This window comes from Paenibacillus sp. R-74696 (assembly GCF_055814915.1).
Window position 1 is genome coordinate 780,822 of record NZ_JBPULM010000030.1, and the last position, 13,861, is coordinate 794,682.

Here is a 13,861-nt window from a genome sequence, read left to right on the forward strand (position 1 = left end):
CTGATTCGTTTCATTATTCACCTAGCTTCATATCCACAACATCCTTTATAAAATCAATCAATACCCCTGCGGCTTTGTCCTTCTCAGCCAGCTTTACGAATGTGTCGAGGCTCGTATCCAGCTGCTCTACCAGCACGGGAATCTCATTAAAATCCTCCTGCGACCACATGAATGAGTCATCTTTTTCAGCAATAGCCTGTTTCTCAAAATCAAGCATCCCGCTTCGCACTTGCTTCCAGCTTTCCTTAACCTCACTCAAGTCAGTATCATATTGGCCAGCAGCTTTGCTGATGCTCTGCACAACATATTGATGGATGACTACTTGGTGTTCAAAGGCGTAATAGGCTGCTATATCATTCCACATCGTGCCTTTCCCCGATTCAATATAATTGTAATTAACCATGCTGCCGACCATATTGCCAACAACCTCATCATATTGCTTTACTTTAGCGGCAAGTCCAGTCTGTCCAGATACGATACGCTGGCTATCCTTTGCGATACAACGCCCTATCTGATCCAGCAATTCCCTTTCATTGTTGCCGTAAACTCCAGTAAACATCGGAAAAGAGTAATAGGCTGCTGCATAATCCACATCTCCCGTTTCCAGCAGCTTATCACTGCAAATCAGGGCCGCCATACGCTCCATTACAGCTTCAGGCGCATCCTTCCCTGTCTGGACAATTTGATTATAGATGGATGCCGCCGCTTTCTCCACGCTATTGATGGTTTTACTACTGCTGGAGCGACTCAAAAGATCATCATACCATGGGAGAGAAACATGATGATCTTCGTTTTTAAAATAAGCCGAAACCTGCATGACGGAGCCGCCTTGTCTATTCTTTTCTTCAATGCTCGCGTAATTCCCGATAATGATTATGTCTTTTTCCCCGTCATTATTTATATCACGAAAACCCACCGCTGCAATATTCTCAAGATCGTAGCTGGATGCGCTGTTGTCCGGTAGCCTGTATACCGCTTTTCCCTCTTCATTAATAAGATAAAATTGCTGCTCCCCTTTATGATTAACGTTAGAATACCCGCTTACAAAATGTATCCTTCCCCAATCCTGAAGCTCTACCTCAAAGGATTGATCTTCTATAATAACAAATCCCTCGTCTTGCAATTGAGTGAGTGCTTTCTCCATATTTTGGTCCTCAGCCCATTCCTCTTCTTCCTTCACGACTGCCGGCTCAACAGGCTCTATGTCCTTATCTGTATTCTTATTTCCTTGTTGAATCGAGTTCTGATCCCCTTCATTTTCCGTATGAACCACTGCTACAGCAGTTGCTTTGTCCTCGATCTTATTGGACGAGCAGCCCGTAAGTGCGACTACGATTGCCAGTATCCCTGCTGCTGCGGTGTAGTTGAGTGTTTGTCGCATGTTTTCCCTCATGTTACATCACTAGCTCCCTCATTTTTATAGATCACCACCTCTAAAATTCGACAAATTTCCTGTGGCTCCTTCCTTAATTTTCAAATAAATGAATGAGAAGAAAACGTGATTCACTAAAAATATTCGCCGTCATCTTGTAGGTTGAACAACCAAGGCGGAAGCTTGAATGGGGCAATCGTCCGCTTAGAGCGCATTCCCCTCAATTTCAAAGCCCAAGTCTTGAATCATTTGATGGTCAATCGAAATATCCTGACCCTCAGTCGTCAAATAATCGCCGACAAACAGCGAATTTGCCGCATATAACGCTAAAGGCTGGAGCGATTGCAGACTGCGCTCTCGTCCGCCAGCTACGCGGATTTCCCGCGAAGGGCAGATTAAACGAAACAAGGCCAGCACCTTTAAAGCTTGCAAGGGCGGTACGCAGCCCGCATCTGCAAGCGGCGTGCCTTTTATCGCATGAAGAAAGTTAATGGGGATGGAGTCCGCTTCAAGCTCGCGAAGGGCAAATGCCATTTCTACGATTTCCTCGTCTGCCTCCCCCATTCCGATAATAACGCCAGAGCACGGAGAGAGACCGTGGAGTTTAGCGGTTTGTACCGTATGTACACGCTGTTCATAAGTATGTGTCGTTGTAATGGATGGATAATGCTTTGGGCTCGTATTCAAATTATGATTGTATCGATGAACGCCTGCATCAGCTAAACGCTTCGCGTGCTCCTCTTTCAACAGCCCGAGACAGGCACAAATTTTCAGCGGCATCGTCGCGCGAATTTCCCGCACTGCTTCCACCACTTGACTGAGTTCCTTGTCTGTCGGCCCCCGGCCTGCTGCAACGATGCAGTAAGTTCCCGCCTTGCGGGCCAATGCTTCGCGTGCGCCAGCTAGCAGCGTCGTTTTATTAAGCATGGTATATTTGGGAATGGAAGCAGTGGACACAATCGATTGCGAGCAGTAGCCGCAGTCTTCGGGACAGAGCCCGCTTTTCGCATTAATGAGCATATTAAGCTTTACCTTCCTGCCAAAAAAATGCTGCCGCACCCGAAATGCCGCCTGCAAAAGAGGCAGCAGTTCCTCCTGCTTCGCCCCAAGAATAGACAGCCCCTCCGCTAACTTTAGACGTTCCCCAGCAAGCGCCTTTTGCGCCATTGCCTCCCACTTGCTCCAACTGAAATGTTGCTCCATCATCTTACAGCCTTCCTCCCCACCTAATAAAAAACAACTCTGGACATACCCTCTTATTTATAAGTCCGATTAATTGTTAACCTAAATAAATAAATTTAAGTTAACAATTAACTTTTGTTATTCTAGCAAACCACGCCCTCTCTGTAAAGACCGCCTTCATTTCTTGCCTGAGCAATGCATAACAAATAGACTATTCCCTTGGCAGCTTGCACTGCAAAAGGAATAGCCTTCGGGTGTTGATTAAAGCTTGCAAAACGACTAGGTTAATTAAACTTAGCCTGCCTGAACCTCTTTCAAATAAGCTTCAAGCTGGTCGAATGTTCCGCCAAAGCCTTGTCTCATGGAATCGAACATGCCAATGAAAAATTGGCGTTCTTCCTCCGTCGCATTAATCGGTCCTCCGCGCAAGGTCAGAATCGTTTTGCCATCCTGCTCGGTGAATGTTAACGTATTGGAAATTTCAATCGGAAACGTTTCGCTGAAAGGGGCACGTACGGCATTGCCATCCTTGTCCGAAAAAGAGTTAACGAAAACGATTTTTTCCGGTTCTACAATTTCTCCAAACACGAATCTGCCCCACATTTCAGCACCATCCGGCGCCGTCATCTTGTAATGGAACATGCCGCCCGGTCTAAAATCCAGCTTGGCATAGCTAATTTCAAGCCCGGTTGGTCCCCACCATTTTTTCAAATGCTCTACCTCAGACCATACTTTAAATACAAGCTCGCGCGGCGCATGCAGTTCCCTTGTAATTTCCAATTGCTCAGTCATGTTCATCCTCCGTCTTTAGCTTAGTCATCGGCTGCTGTGCTTGTGCTGCCTCTTGCTTCTGAAGCTCCTTCAAATAAGCATCCAAATTGTCGAAGCGCTGCTCCCACATACTGCGGAACGTCTCCGACCATTCATTTAATTGCTGTAAAGATTGCGGTCGCAGCTTGTAAATTCGCTTATTGGCAGCCGGCTGCACCTCCACCAGTCCCGCGTCACTGAGCACGCGAAGATGCTTCGACGTCTGGGGCTGGTTCAGTTCCAGCTGCTGGGCAATAGCGCCTACGGGCAGCGGCCCGTCACGCAGAAGCTCCACGATACTTAGGCGGTTCGGCTCGGCTAAAGCGCTGAAGGTCATCGCTTTCATCATCATAAATCTACTCCAGACTTGTTATCCATTAAAGTATACTCCAAAAGGAATATTCCTGTAAACGCATATTTATTTCAATTTTAATTTTATATTCCTGCTAGCTTCCTCATTATAGCATGCCGAGCCGCCGCCGCACGCCTCCTTTGCCACTTCCGTTTTGAAGGCTTTACATAGGTTATCCCTTTAGCTCAGAAAAAATGATTGAGGCTGGTTGCTAAAACCATTAACACAATCACCCACATCTTCTCCAACTATAGGGAAGGGATTATTCCTGTGACTTTCAGGTGAACGTTCAGTCAAACATTAAGCCCATCCTTGCATGCATTTCGTTTCTGAGCTAAGGGGATAACAACGCAAAGCAAATAAAACGAGCAGGGCAAGAAGAAAGCGGCGGATCGCGTGTAAGGATAGACGAATCCACGGGCTCATGCCGCTTGCAATTTAAACTTGACGTCATTGCCGTCCTTTGCGGCGGCATTATCCTTTTGCACATAAAAAAAACCGCAAAGCAGCCCATCACTGCCTTGCGGTTTCAAATAGCCACGCCTTATTTAAACGCCCTTGCAGCATTCACTGCTTTTTTCCAGCCGGTATAGAGCTTTTCTTTAAGCTCTTCCTCCATGGCAGGCTGGAACGCCCGCTCCTTGTGCCACTGCTCCATAATTTCCTCGCGGCTGGTCCAGAAGCCTACGGCGAGTCCAGCTAAATAGGCTGCGCCAAGTGCCGTCGTTTCTGCATTAACCGGCCGTTCAACCGGAACGCCGAGAATATCGCTTTGGAATTGCATCAGGAAGTCATTTTTCACGGCTCCGCCATCGACGCGCAGCGTTTTGAGCGTCAGCCCTGAATCAGCCTCCATAGCGGCAAGCACATCGCGCGCCTGATAAGCAAGCGCCTCCAGCGTCGCTCTAATAAAATGCTCCTTGGTCGTGCCGCGTGTCAGTCCGAATACCGCACCGCGCACGTCGCTGTCCCAATAAGGCGTACCGAGTCCAACAAACGCTGGAACGACATAAACGCCTTCCGTTGAATCGACTCGTGCTGCGTACTGCTCGCTGTCGGTCGCATTTTGCAGCATACGAAGACCATCCCGCAGCCATTGAATAGCAGAGCCCGCAACAAAAATACTGCCCTCCAGTGCATATTCAACTTTTCCATCTATCCCCCAAGCGATGGTGGTCAGCAAGCCATGCTCGGAAACAACAGCTTTTTCCCCGGTGTTCATCAGCATGAAGCAGCCGGTTCCGTAAGTATTTTTAGCCATGCCTTCCTGATAGCAGGCTTGACCGAACAAGGCTGCTTGCTGGTCGCCTGCAATACCGGAGATCGGAATTTTACAGCCGAAGAAATGATATTCATCGGTATAGCCGTAAACTTCGGAGGAAGGACGTACCTCTGGAAGCATATTAGCTGGTATGGTGAGCAGCTCCAGCAGCTCTTCATCCCATTTTAGCTCGTTAATGTTATACATTAGTGTCCGTGATGCATTGGAATAATCCGTCACATGGACTTTGCGTCCAGACAGACGCCAGATCAGCCATGTATCAACCGTTCCAAACATAAGCTCGCCACGTTCAGCCTTTTCACGCGCACCCTCCACATGATCAAGAATCCATTTTACCTTCGTACCGGAAAAATAAGCATCAATAAGCAAGCCTGTCTTGCTGCGGAACAAAGGCTCGTGACCGCCCGCTTTAAGCTGCTCGCAAATTTCTGCCGTTTGGCGTGATTGCCAGACGACTGCATTGTAAATCGGAACCCCTGTCTCGCGATCCCACACAATTGCCGTTTCACGCTGGTTCGTAATGCCGATTCCAGCAATCTGCTGTGTTTTAATGCCCGACTCAGACAGGCACGCGGCAATGACAGCCAAAATAGAGCCCCAAATTTCATTGGCATTGTGCTCGACCCAACCTGATTTTGGAAAATACTGCTTAAACTCCTGCTGGGCTGTATGAACCTTTTCTCCTTTTTTATTAAAAAGAATAGCTCGTGAGCTTGTCGTGCCTTGATCGAGCGCCAATATATATTTTTCCATTCGATTAAAACCTCCTGATTTACACGTTATGCCTAATCGTAATCATCGATTTATAATTTCCAAAGCGCCGCATTGCTGGATGAAACAGCGATGGCCCCGGAGCCGAACAAGGCGGGCAAATCCTCGCGCGTATGCACAAAGCCGCCCAAAATAATTTCCGTATTCGTCTCCTGCCTGATTTTGCCGACCATGGAGTGGGCGAAGCTTGGCAGCAGCTCGATGAAATCGGGCTTCACATGCGCCGCCGTATTAATAATCGTCTTGACCGAATGCGAATCAATGAGAAATCCGCGTTGGATCGCTGCCAGCTTATGTTTCTTGGCAAGCAGAAGGCTGGATGTTCTTGTGCTGATGACGCCATCAATCTTGATTGCCTTGGCTAAATAATGAATGGAGGCCTCATCGTCCTTAATGCCCTTGACCATATCCAGATGCAAAAACAGCTTTTTGCCCGCACTTCTCACCGCATCCGCAATGCCCTGCAATTGTATAAGCTCGCCCTCGAGCAAAAATAAGATCTGCTGCGGCGAGGCCAGCGCCTGCTCTAATTCCTTGAAATTCCGAATCGCCGGAATAACCGTATTCGGCTGCATGCTTGTTCCCTCCAAACCTCGCAACCATTCACGGCTGCTAAAATCACTGCTTTGGCTGTAAAGCTGTAAACGATTTCAACGGCTATCAATTAAAAAAAGCCGACAGAAAGAATGTATACACCCCATATTCGGAATTTATATACTCAATCCAGCGGCTGTTCTCATTAGTCTCACAGCGAGTTTTATTTACTTGTCAGTGACGATTATAATATACTAAGGTCAAGCTGTAAACCCACTCATTCCTTAAGAAAGCTTAAGAAGGCCAAGCTCTTCCAGTTCCTCAAGCGCTTCCTCAGCGTCCCGCTGCGGATTCAGGCTGGCAATGAGTTCTTGTGTGATTTCGGCGCCTTCAAAAACCGAACGCACGGCTGCCAATTCCAGCTTCTCCTCGAAATAGTCCTGCGCCCATTCCTGATAGCTTTCAGGGGAATCACACAAATAACCCAGCAGAAAATCTGCTCCATTTTCCCAGCCCTCTGGCTGCTCAAATTCGCTAGTGTGCCACGCGGAATCGCCATTTTCCCGCCAAATGCAAAAGGTGACATCCTCATGGGTGAATGCCACATCCTGTATACGATGCAGCAGCGCTTCCGGCACCTCATTATAAATACCCGGCCAAATACCGTATTCCTCCTGCGCATGCGGACTGTACGGGGATTCATGATCAAAGCCTTTAATAATGGTCCCTTCCGGTGCAAAAACAACAAATACAACATCGCCCGAGCCATTGTTCAAGCTGCCCATCGTTTCATCATCCGACCATGTGGAATCATAGTGATGAACGCGAAGCCAGTCTTCCTCACACATAATCAAATCCAGCGCAGCGAGTATGCGCATCTGCTTCTCCAACTGCTCCGGTGCCGGCAACCGCGGCTTCTCCCATATTATCATTCGTATCTACCTCTTTCTCGGTGATCCTATTTAGGCTGTATATTTCCCATTATACAGCAAAAGCACCCGACGAACCGCCCGCTCCGAAATGCGGATACTGGCAGCATTATTTCGATTGGGCTGGAAAAAGTTTTTTTCTGCCAAACTATTTTACGCTACACTACGAATATATACATAAGCGGCGAAAAATGACTGGCAATTTAACGTTTGAGGAAAAGAGAGGGCGCATGGAGACGGAAGCAGCATGGATTAAGCAAATTCAAAAGCAATCAAGCGAGGCGGCAGCGAATGCGCTGGTCCGCCATTATTACAAAGAAATGTACAGCTATGTGTATAGACAGACGACAAATAAACAGCTGTCCATGGATCTCACACAGGACATCTTTATCCATATGCTGCAGGCGATTGGACGCTATGATGGAGGCAAGGGGTCCTTCCGCTCATGGCTGTACAAGCTTGCAACGAACCGGATCGTCGACTATTACCGTTCGCGTTATTATCGCTACGATCAACGGACGACAGCGATGGATACAGAGCTCGCCGGGGATGAGGATTTCACACTGGAATTCGAGCAAAAAGAACAGGTCGAAGCCGTTTTGCAGCTTGTCAACGAGATGGATGCTGCCGCTCAGCATATTTTCCGACTCAAATTTTTCGCCGAATATACGTTTGCCGATATTGCGCCGCTGCTGCATATGCCGGAGTCGACCGTCAAAACGAAATATTACGCCATGCTCAGAAAGCTGAAATACAGGTTGGGAGACGATTACGATGAAAACCGATAAAAGGGAGCCGATTGAGCTGCCAAGCGAGCTGGAAATGGAGCAGCAAGTGAATAGAATTGTGGCACGCGGACTTGTGCCGAAGCAAACCTTTTTAGCCTATTTGCGCTTGATGCACGCTCGTCTTGGCTTTCGCTATATATTTCATGACTGGTCGGAAATTGTCTTTGCGCTCGCTGCCGGCTCCCTGCTTATGCTATTCGCCCTATATGTGAAATCAAGCCATTCACAGGTCATGATTGAGGATGTTTATGCAGCTATCTTTATGGGGTCGCCCGTCCTCTACCTCCTTGTATCCACCCTCTTCTTCATCCGCCCTAAGCATAGCGAAACGTATGAGACGGAAATGGTGTGCAAATACAATGTGTATCAGCTTGCTTCGCTGCGGATGCTGGCTTTTAGCATAATCTGTCTGGCGCTAAATGCAGCGCTCGTGCTTGCCGCTTCCGCCATGTTTCAGCAAATTCAATTGCTGTTTGCACTGGCGCTGTCAGCCTCGTCGCTGTTTCTGTTTTCCGTTTTTTTTCTCTATATCGTTCTCCGCATTCGCTCGGACATGATGAAATATGTGCTGATTTCGCTCTGGTTCGCTGGCAATATCGGCTTGAAAGCTTTGTACAGCACAGGTTATATGCAGCTGCTTCAAACGATACCTGTCTCCGTTTATTTGCTTTTAACAGCTGTCTGCGGGGCGTTATATATCAAAAGCCTAAACCAATTGCGAAAATTGCAAAATCCGGAAGGAGCGATTTAAGATGCTGACTGTACAGCAGGTTTCCAAACGCTTCGGCAGCTTTAGCGCGCTGGAGGACATTAATCTCGAATTTACCAATGGCGTATATGGGCTGCTTGCTCCAAATGGCGCTGGCAAAACAACGCTCATTAAAATGCTCGTCACACTGCTGTTTCCAAGCGAAGGCGAAATTTTATACAACGGTGAAAATATTATTAAAGCGGATGAGCGCTATCGCGAGCAGCTCGGCTATCTTCCGCAGCAATTCGGCTATTACAAGCACTACAGCCCGCGCAACTATTTGCTGTATATCGCTGCCCTGAAAGGCATGCGCACAGCAGACGCCAAACCGCGAATTGCCGAGCTGCTGAAGCTCGTTGCGCTGGAGGATGTCATGGATAAAAAGATGCGCAAGTTTTCCGGTGGCATGATACAGCGCGTGGGCATTGCACAGGCGATGCTGAATGATCCGCGCATTCTCATCCTTGACGAGCCAACCGCGGGGCTTGATCCGAAGGAGCGCGTCCGTTTCCGCAATATGCTGGCGCAGCTGGCGCGCAATCGCATCGTCATTTTATCGACCCATATCGTCTCTGATGTGGAATCGATTGCCGATGAAATTATTATGATCAAGGACAAGCGTGTGCTGCACAAACGCCCGATCGCGGACATTTGCCGCTTGCTTGCGGGAATGGTATACGAAACGACTGTCGATTATGAGGAAGCTGATCACTTTCGCGGCAAATATTTGTCCATCTCGGAGCGGCAGGAGCAAGGAAGGCTAAAAATCCGTTTTATCAGCAGCGGCGAGCCGCAGCCGGATTGGACGATAGCTATTCCCAATTTGGAGGACGTGTTTATTTATATTTACCAGGATGAGGCGCAGGCGGATGAAACACCATGAGGTCAGTCATCTGGCGATATGAGCTAAGAAAAGCGCTGCTGTCCCCCGTCCTTTTAGCGCTGCTAGCTCTCTTCATCGCATTCAATTTGCTGCTCATTGTCCAGCAGCTTCATAAACGACCAGATATGACCGTGTTGAATGCAATGGTAGAGCAGTTCGGCGTACAGATAACCGATCAGATGCAGGCCAAGCTTGAGCGTTTTGATCAGTCGCAGCTCGCGGAAATGAACGCGCTGACCAAGGAACGTGCGGGAAAAATATATGCACAGGCCGATGATTTCTTCATCTATGATAATTTCAACGAGGTCGTTTATGAGCAGCCGGGCCTATTTCTGGAGCAGGAAATTGCCCGCTTTCATCGGCTGAGCCTTGTTCAGCATTATGCTGCGAGAATGCAGAGCATCAATGAAGCTTATGCCAAGCTGGATACGAGCCAGTTGGCTGAAGGCCAAATTCAATTGTACGGCCTTAGCGGGCAAGCGGCTGATGCCTTGATAGCGCGATATGCCAAGATGGACACACGGCTGCAGCAGCTCGAGGCAAGCGGCGAACATAAGCATTTATTTTTCGATGGCCAGGTGTATGGCACGCATTCTATGCTGTTTAAAAGCCTGTTTCGAACGCTGCTGTTCGAGCTTATGATTATAGCGGTGCTCCTTTCCGTCTTTTTGAGTAAAAATGAATTTGAGCAGCATACGCATTTATTATTTTATGCAACCAAGCATGGGCGAAAGCTGCAATTGGACAAGCTGCTTGCCGCGCTTGCTTCTACAGCAGTATTCACAACTATAGTGGCTGGGGTTACCCTTTCCGCCTACTTTCTCACATTCAGCTACAAGGGACTGTGGGAGGTGCCGATTAGCAGCTTTTTCACCTGGGAGCCCGGCATGCTCTTTCCGTTTCTGACCTGGCGCAATCTTACGTTCGGCGAGTATTTTGGCTGCGCTGTAGCACTTATGTATGGGCTTCAGCTGATTTTCGCTGCCTTGGCCTTTGTACTCGGCTCTTTTATCCGCAGCAGCTACCTTGTATATGGAAGCTTTGCCGTGCTATTCGGCAGCCTGCTGCTGCTAGGGAGAGTCGTACCCGCGAGCTCGGAGCTTTTATTTTATGCGAGCTTTACTCCATTTCACCTCATGCTCAATCCACATATCTGGTTCACCGCAGGCGGTGCGTTCAATATGATCCGGGATTGGGAATGGATGACAGCCGGCGGCTGGGCCGCCATGCTTGCTGCCCTCTGCTGCATATGCCTAAAGCAATTTAAACGCCAAAATATTCATTAATCGGAGGTGCAGCTGTGAGGATCGTCCTTCACGAGATGAAAAAGCTTTTTAGCCTGAAAATGATCGTTTTAGTCAGTGTGCTGAACGTCCTTTTTTATTTGATGTACATCCAGTTTTATTTTGAATATTTCCCGAACGGCAGGCCCGATAAAGATACGTATAAGGTTGTCATTGAGATGCAGCAGCAATATGGGCTGGAGCTTGATGAAGCGGAGTTCGAACAGTTCAAGCTGAGCTATCGCGAAAGGGTTCAGGAAGCCGAGCAGCTTATGCTTAATGACCCACAGTTTAAGAAGGCCGGCATTTCTACTTATGAGGCTTTTCGTGCAATGGACGTGTTCAGCGGCAATAAGGAATGGAATGAATTGAACAGCTACGCCATGTTCAACCCCGGCATCGATCTGTTCTGGGAGCTGCAAGGCAGAGCGTATTTAATCGAGAATTATGAACGCAGGCTGGAGCGACCCTATGCAAATCTTTCAAATGAGGATGCGGCGACTCTACAGCGGATGGATGAAATGGTGGCGTCTGGCACGCTGAATACGATTTTTCCATCGATGATCTATATCAATTTTAAAAATGTGATGTTTTATGTTTATGCGATAAGCATAATCAGCATTTTGCTAATCGTATCTCCGATTTTTTTGCGCGACAGGCGCAGCCGGGTCGTTCATCTCCAGCACGCCTCGCGTATCGGGCGCAGCCTATTCCGCAGTAAGCTGATTGCGGCAATGCTGTCTGCTGTGCTCATTATTTCCTTACAGCTCGGCTGCTTTTTTCTATTGTACAGTCAGCAGCCAGACATTGATTTATTTTATGATGCGCCCATTAATTCGGCCTTTAATTTCCCCTACTTCTGGTATGATCTTACGTTTGTCCAGTTTATGATGCTGACGGTTGCCGTCCTCTATCTACTAGGCTTGATTACCGCTCTGGCGGCAGCTTTCTTCTCCAGCATCTCGGCAAATTACATGGCGCTCGTTGCGCTGCAAATCCCTTATATTTACCTCATTACGCAACCACTTTCCCGCGTGCTGATTGAGGAGCTCATTATGTTGTATAGACCAAAGTACGTACAGCCACTCGCTTATGGGTTGTTTTTCGCCATCGTCGCTTGCTTGCTCGCGTACCGGTGGCATCGGGAACGAAAAGGAGATTTGCTCCTATAATACATGTTTTAAGGATCGAACAGCAACAAAGGCTTGGCTCCTGTCTTCCAGGAAGCCAAGCCTTTTATTATTTCCGCTAGGAGCACCATTCGACAGTTATCCACAATTTCCAGCAGTAATTTACAAAATAATACTTTCCCATTTTTTTAATCTATTGTAAAATGATAGACGAAATGATATTTTCCTAGATGTATCCATAATTTCAAAATCAAAGTATACGAGGGGGGGGAGGATCAACTAGCGTTTTAAAGCAAATCTAATTTCAGAATATGGAGGAATACAAATGTTAAAGAAAACCAGCCTCACCTTGACTTCCTTCTTGCTCTCGACTTCCCTGCTTGCAAGCAGTCTTACAGTCACAGCAGGCGCAGCCTCAGCAGCTCCAACGATGTCGCCAGCGGTTGCTTATCAAGCTTCAGCCGCGGCGGTCAGCGGCATTACGCTTGCCGATATGCCTGCCAATCTCAAAAGCTCCATTGAATGGGTATGGACCAATCGCATGGTAACGGAAGGCTCGACGACTCGCAAAAACTTGATTTTCGATCAAATATTTGCTGGAAAAGGCACGATTAATTACGTCGTGCGCTGGCAATCAGGCAAAAACTTGACGCTCCAGCAGCGCAAGGACCTTGCCGCCATGCTGCAGCGCCAGATGAATAACTGGACGAAGCATTTGAAAGATTATGACGGCTGGCCATACGGAGACATTCAAGTGAAAATCGTTGGCTGGGCCGTAGCCAATTCCGCACAAATTTTAGACAAGCAAGCAGATGAAATCATCTATACAGACTATATAACGGACCAACTGAGCACCTCTAATCCTGCTATTCCATCGAAGCTTCCTGTCGCACCGAGCGCCTTGTCGCGCTTTGATCATTTTACGAACCCCAACTATGTTTATCCGGGCGGACTCGACAAGCGCTTTGATATGTATTTGTGGGCAACGTCAGGCTTTGGCGGCGGAGCAGGCGGCGATTGGGGACAGCGTATGTCCGACGATTACATTTTGAGCACCGTCAACTCCAATGAAATTCAAATTACAGAGCATGAAATCGGCCATGGCTTCGGTTTAACAGACTTTTATGAAGCGAACGAGCGTCCTCCAGGCGGCTTCCCAGTGCCAACGATTATGTGGGCAGGAAATTCACCAACGATTACGAGCTGGGACATTTGGATGCTGCGATATACGTGGAGCCAAATTAAAAAGGATGCTTCCCGCTTCCCGGCTACGACCGATAATGGCAATACAAATTTGAGCAACATTGCGCTAAACGCGTCCGTTACGTCCTCTTATGTGTCTCCTTGGGAAAGCATTAGTGCGCTAAATGACGGCTTTGATCCCATTCATTCCAACGACCGCAACCATGCTGTTTATGGAAACTGGCCGGAAACGGGTACGCAATGGGTCCAATATACATTTAATAAAAGCTACACTGTTACACAATCCGATGTTTACTGGTTCAAGGACAATGGCGGCATCGACGTGCCAAGCTCATATAAAATTAAATATTGGACTGGCAGCGCCTGGGTAGACGTCCAAAACGCCGTTGGCCTCGGAACGAGCATCAACCAATACAACACAACAACGTTTACTCCCGTAACAACGACATCGCTGCGAATCGAAATGGTATCTAAAAACCCGGCATCCACCGGCATTTTAGAGTGGAAGGTCAAAGCTTCCAGCTAGCATTATACACTGCATACTAAGCAAAACAGCATTAGTATAAAAGGAACGCCAAAGGAGACTATCCT

General features: G+C 47.8%; 13 protein-coding genes. 6 read left to right on the forward strand and 7 right to left on the reverse strand.

Annotation, left to right across the window (positions count from 1 at the left end; translation table 11 throughout):
- Positions 1-13: 13 nt before the first annotated feature.
- The 7 genes from ACSR9A_RS15030 to ACSR9A_RS15060 all read right to left on the reverse strand — a co-directional run bounded on the left by ACSR9A_RS15030 (position 14) and on the right by ACSR9A_RS15060 (position 7,235).
- Positions 14-1,381, reverse strand: a complete 1,368-nt coding sequence (locus ACSR9A_RS15030; RefSeq protein ID WP_473757947.1) for a hypothetical protein — start codon at positions 1,379-1,381, stop codon at positions 14-16.
- A 195-nt stretch (positions 1,382-1,576) separates the two neighbouring features.
- Positions 1,577-2,575: a biotin synthase BioB gene (bioB, locus tag ACSR9A_RS15035; RefSeq protein ID WP_473758024.1), complete on the reverse strand. Its 999-nt coding sequence runs from the start codon at positions 2,573-2,575 to the stop codon at positions 1,577-1,579.
- Between the two features lie 273 nt (positions 2,576-2,848).
- The gene (locus tag ACSR9A_RS15040; protein WP_473757948.1) at positions 2,849-3,346 is read right to left on the reverse strand and encodes an SRPBCC family protein; all 498 of its coding nucleotides are present in this window, start codon (positions 3,344-3,346) and stop codon (positions 2,849-2,851) included.
- Positions 3,339-3,710 carry an ArsR/SmtB family transcription factor gene (locus ACSR9A_RS15045; RefSeq protein ID WP_473758026.1) on the reverse strand — a complete coding sequence of 124 codons (372 nt, stop codon included), beginning with the start codon at positions 3,708-3,710 and terminating at the stop codon, positions 3,339-3,341. Before ACSR9A_RS15045 ends, ACSR9A_RS15040 begins: the two co-directional genes overlap by 8 nt.
- Positions 3,711-4,260: 550 nt before the next feature.
- Positions 4,261-5,751, reverse strand: coding sequence for a glycerol kinase GlpK (gene glpK / locus ACSR9A_RS15050; protein WP_473757949.1), 1,491 nt, complete (start codon positions 5,749-5,751; stop codon positions 4,261-4,263).
- Between the two features lie 50 nt (positions 5,752-5,801).
- A complete protein-coding gene (locus tag ACSR9A_RS15055) occupies positions 5,802-6,344 on the reverse strand; it encodes a glycerol-3-phosphate responsive antiterminator (RefSeq protein WP_473757951.1) in 543 nt (180 codons plus the stop codon).
- Positions 6,345-6,587: 243 nt separating this feature from the next.
- Positions 6,588-7,235 carry a hypothetical protein gene (locus ACSR9A_RS15060; RefSeq protein ID WP_473757952.1) on the reverse strand — a complete coding sequence of 216 codons (648 nt, stop codon included), beginning with the start codon at positions 7,233-7,235 and terminating at the stop codon, positions 6,588-6,590.
- A gap of 188 nt (positions 7,236-7,423) precedes the next feature.
- Between ACSR9A_RS15060 and ACSR9A_RS15065 the strand changes: the two genes are divergently transcribed.
- The 6 genes from ACSR9A_RS15065 (at position 7,424) to ACSR9A_RS15090 (ending at position 13,796) form a co-directional block, all read left to right on the forward strand.
- Complete coding sequence (locus ACSR9A_RS15065; RefSeq protein ID WP_473757953.1) at positions 7,424-8,020, forward strand: RNA polymerase sigma factor; 597 nt, start codon at positions 7,424-7,426, stop codon at positions 8,018-8,020.
- Entirely contained in the window at positions 8,007-8,771 is a 765-nt protein-coding gene (locus tag ACSR9A_RS15070) for a hypothetical protein (RefSeq protein ID WP_473757954.1), read from the forward strand. Before ACSR9A_RS15065 ends, ACSR9A_RS15070 begins: the two co-directional genes overlap by 14 nt.
- A gap of 1 nt (position 8,772) precedes the next feature.
- Complete coding sequence (locus ACSR9A_RS15075) at positions 8,773-9,654, forward strand: ABC transporter ATP-binding protein (RefSeq protein WP_473757955.1); 882 nt, start codon at positions 8,773-8,775, stop codon at positions 9,652-9,654.
- Entirely contained in the window at positions 9,651-10,940 is a 1,290-nt protein-coding gene (locus ACSR9A_RS15080; RefSeq protein ID WP_473757956.1) for a hypothetical protein, read from the forward strand. The genes ACSR9A_RS15075 and ACSR9A_RS15080 overlap by 4 nt, the downstream gene beginning before the upstream one ends.
- 35 nt (positions 10,941-10,975) lie before the next feature.
- A complete protein-coding gene (locus ACSR9A_RS15085) occupies positions 10,976-12,109 on the forward strand; it encodes a hypothetical protein (protein WP_473757957.1) in 1,134 nt (377 codons plus the stop codon).
- A gap of 283 nt (positions 12,110-12,392) precedes the next feature.
- On the forward strand, positions 12,393-13,796 hold the full coding sequence (locus ACSR9A_RS15090) for a discoidin domain-containing protein (protein ID WP_473757958.1): 1,404 nt from the start codon (positions 12,393-12,395) through the stop codon (positions 13,794-13,796).
- The last annotated feature ends 65 nt before the right edge of the window (positions 13,797-13,861 follow it).

Coding starts and splice junctions, on each gene's coding strand:
- ACSR9A_RS15030 (WP_473757947.1), bottom strand. CDS start 1,381: ATGCGACAAACACTCAACTACACCGCAGCAGCAGGGATACTGGCAATC.
- bioB (WP_473758024.1), bottom strand. CDS start 2,575: ATGGAGCAACATTTCAGTTGGAGCAAGTGGGAGGCAATGGCGCAAAAG.
- ACSR9A_RS15055 (WP_473757951.1), bottom strand. CDS start 6,344: ATGCAGCCGAATACGGTTATTCCGGCGATTCGGAATTTCAAGGAATTA.
- ACSR9A_RS15065 (WP_473757953.1), top strand. CDS start 7,424: ATGACTGGCAATTTAACGTTTGAGGAAAAGAGAGGGCGCATGGAGACG.
- ACSR9A_RS15070 (WP_473757954.1), top strand. CDS start 8,007: ATGAAAACCGATAAAAGGGAGCCGATTGAGCTGCCAAGCGAGCTGGAA.
- ACSR9A_RS15075 (WP_473757955.1), top strand. CDS start 8,773: ATGCTGACTGTACAGCAGGTTTCCAAACGCTTCGGCAGCTTTAGCGCG.
- ACSR9A_RS15085 (WP_473757957.1), top strand. CDS start 10,976: ATGAAAAAGCTTTTTAGCCTGAAAATGATCGTTTTAGTCAGTGTGCTG.
- ACSR9A_RS15040 (WP_473757948.1), bottom strand. CDS start 3,346: ATGACTGAGCAATTGGAAATTACAAGGGAACTGCATGCGCCGCGCGAG.
- ACSR9A_RS15045 (WP_473758026.1), bottom strand. CDS start 3,710: ATGAAAGCGATGACCTTCAGCGCTTTAGCCGAGCCGAACCGCCTAAGT.
- ACSR9A_RS15080 (WP_473757956.1), top strand. CDS start 9,651: ATGAGGTCAGTCATCTGGCGATATGAGCTAAGAAAAGCGCTGCTGTCC.
- ACSR9A_RS15060 (WP_473757952.1), bottom strand. CDS start 7,235: ATGATAATATGGGAGAAGCCGCGGTTGCCGGCACCGGAGCAGTTGGAG.
- ACSR9A_RS15090 (WP_473757958.1), top strand. CDS start 12,393: ATGTTAAAGAAAACCAGCCTCACCTTGACTTCCTTCTTGCTCTCGACT.
- glpK (WP_473757949.1), bottom strand. CDS start 5,751: ATGGAAAAATATATATTGGCGCTCGATCAAGGCACGACAAGCTCACGA.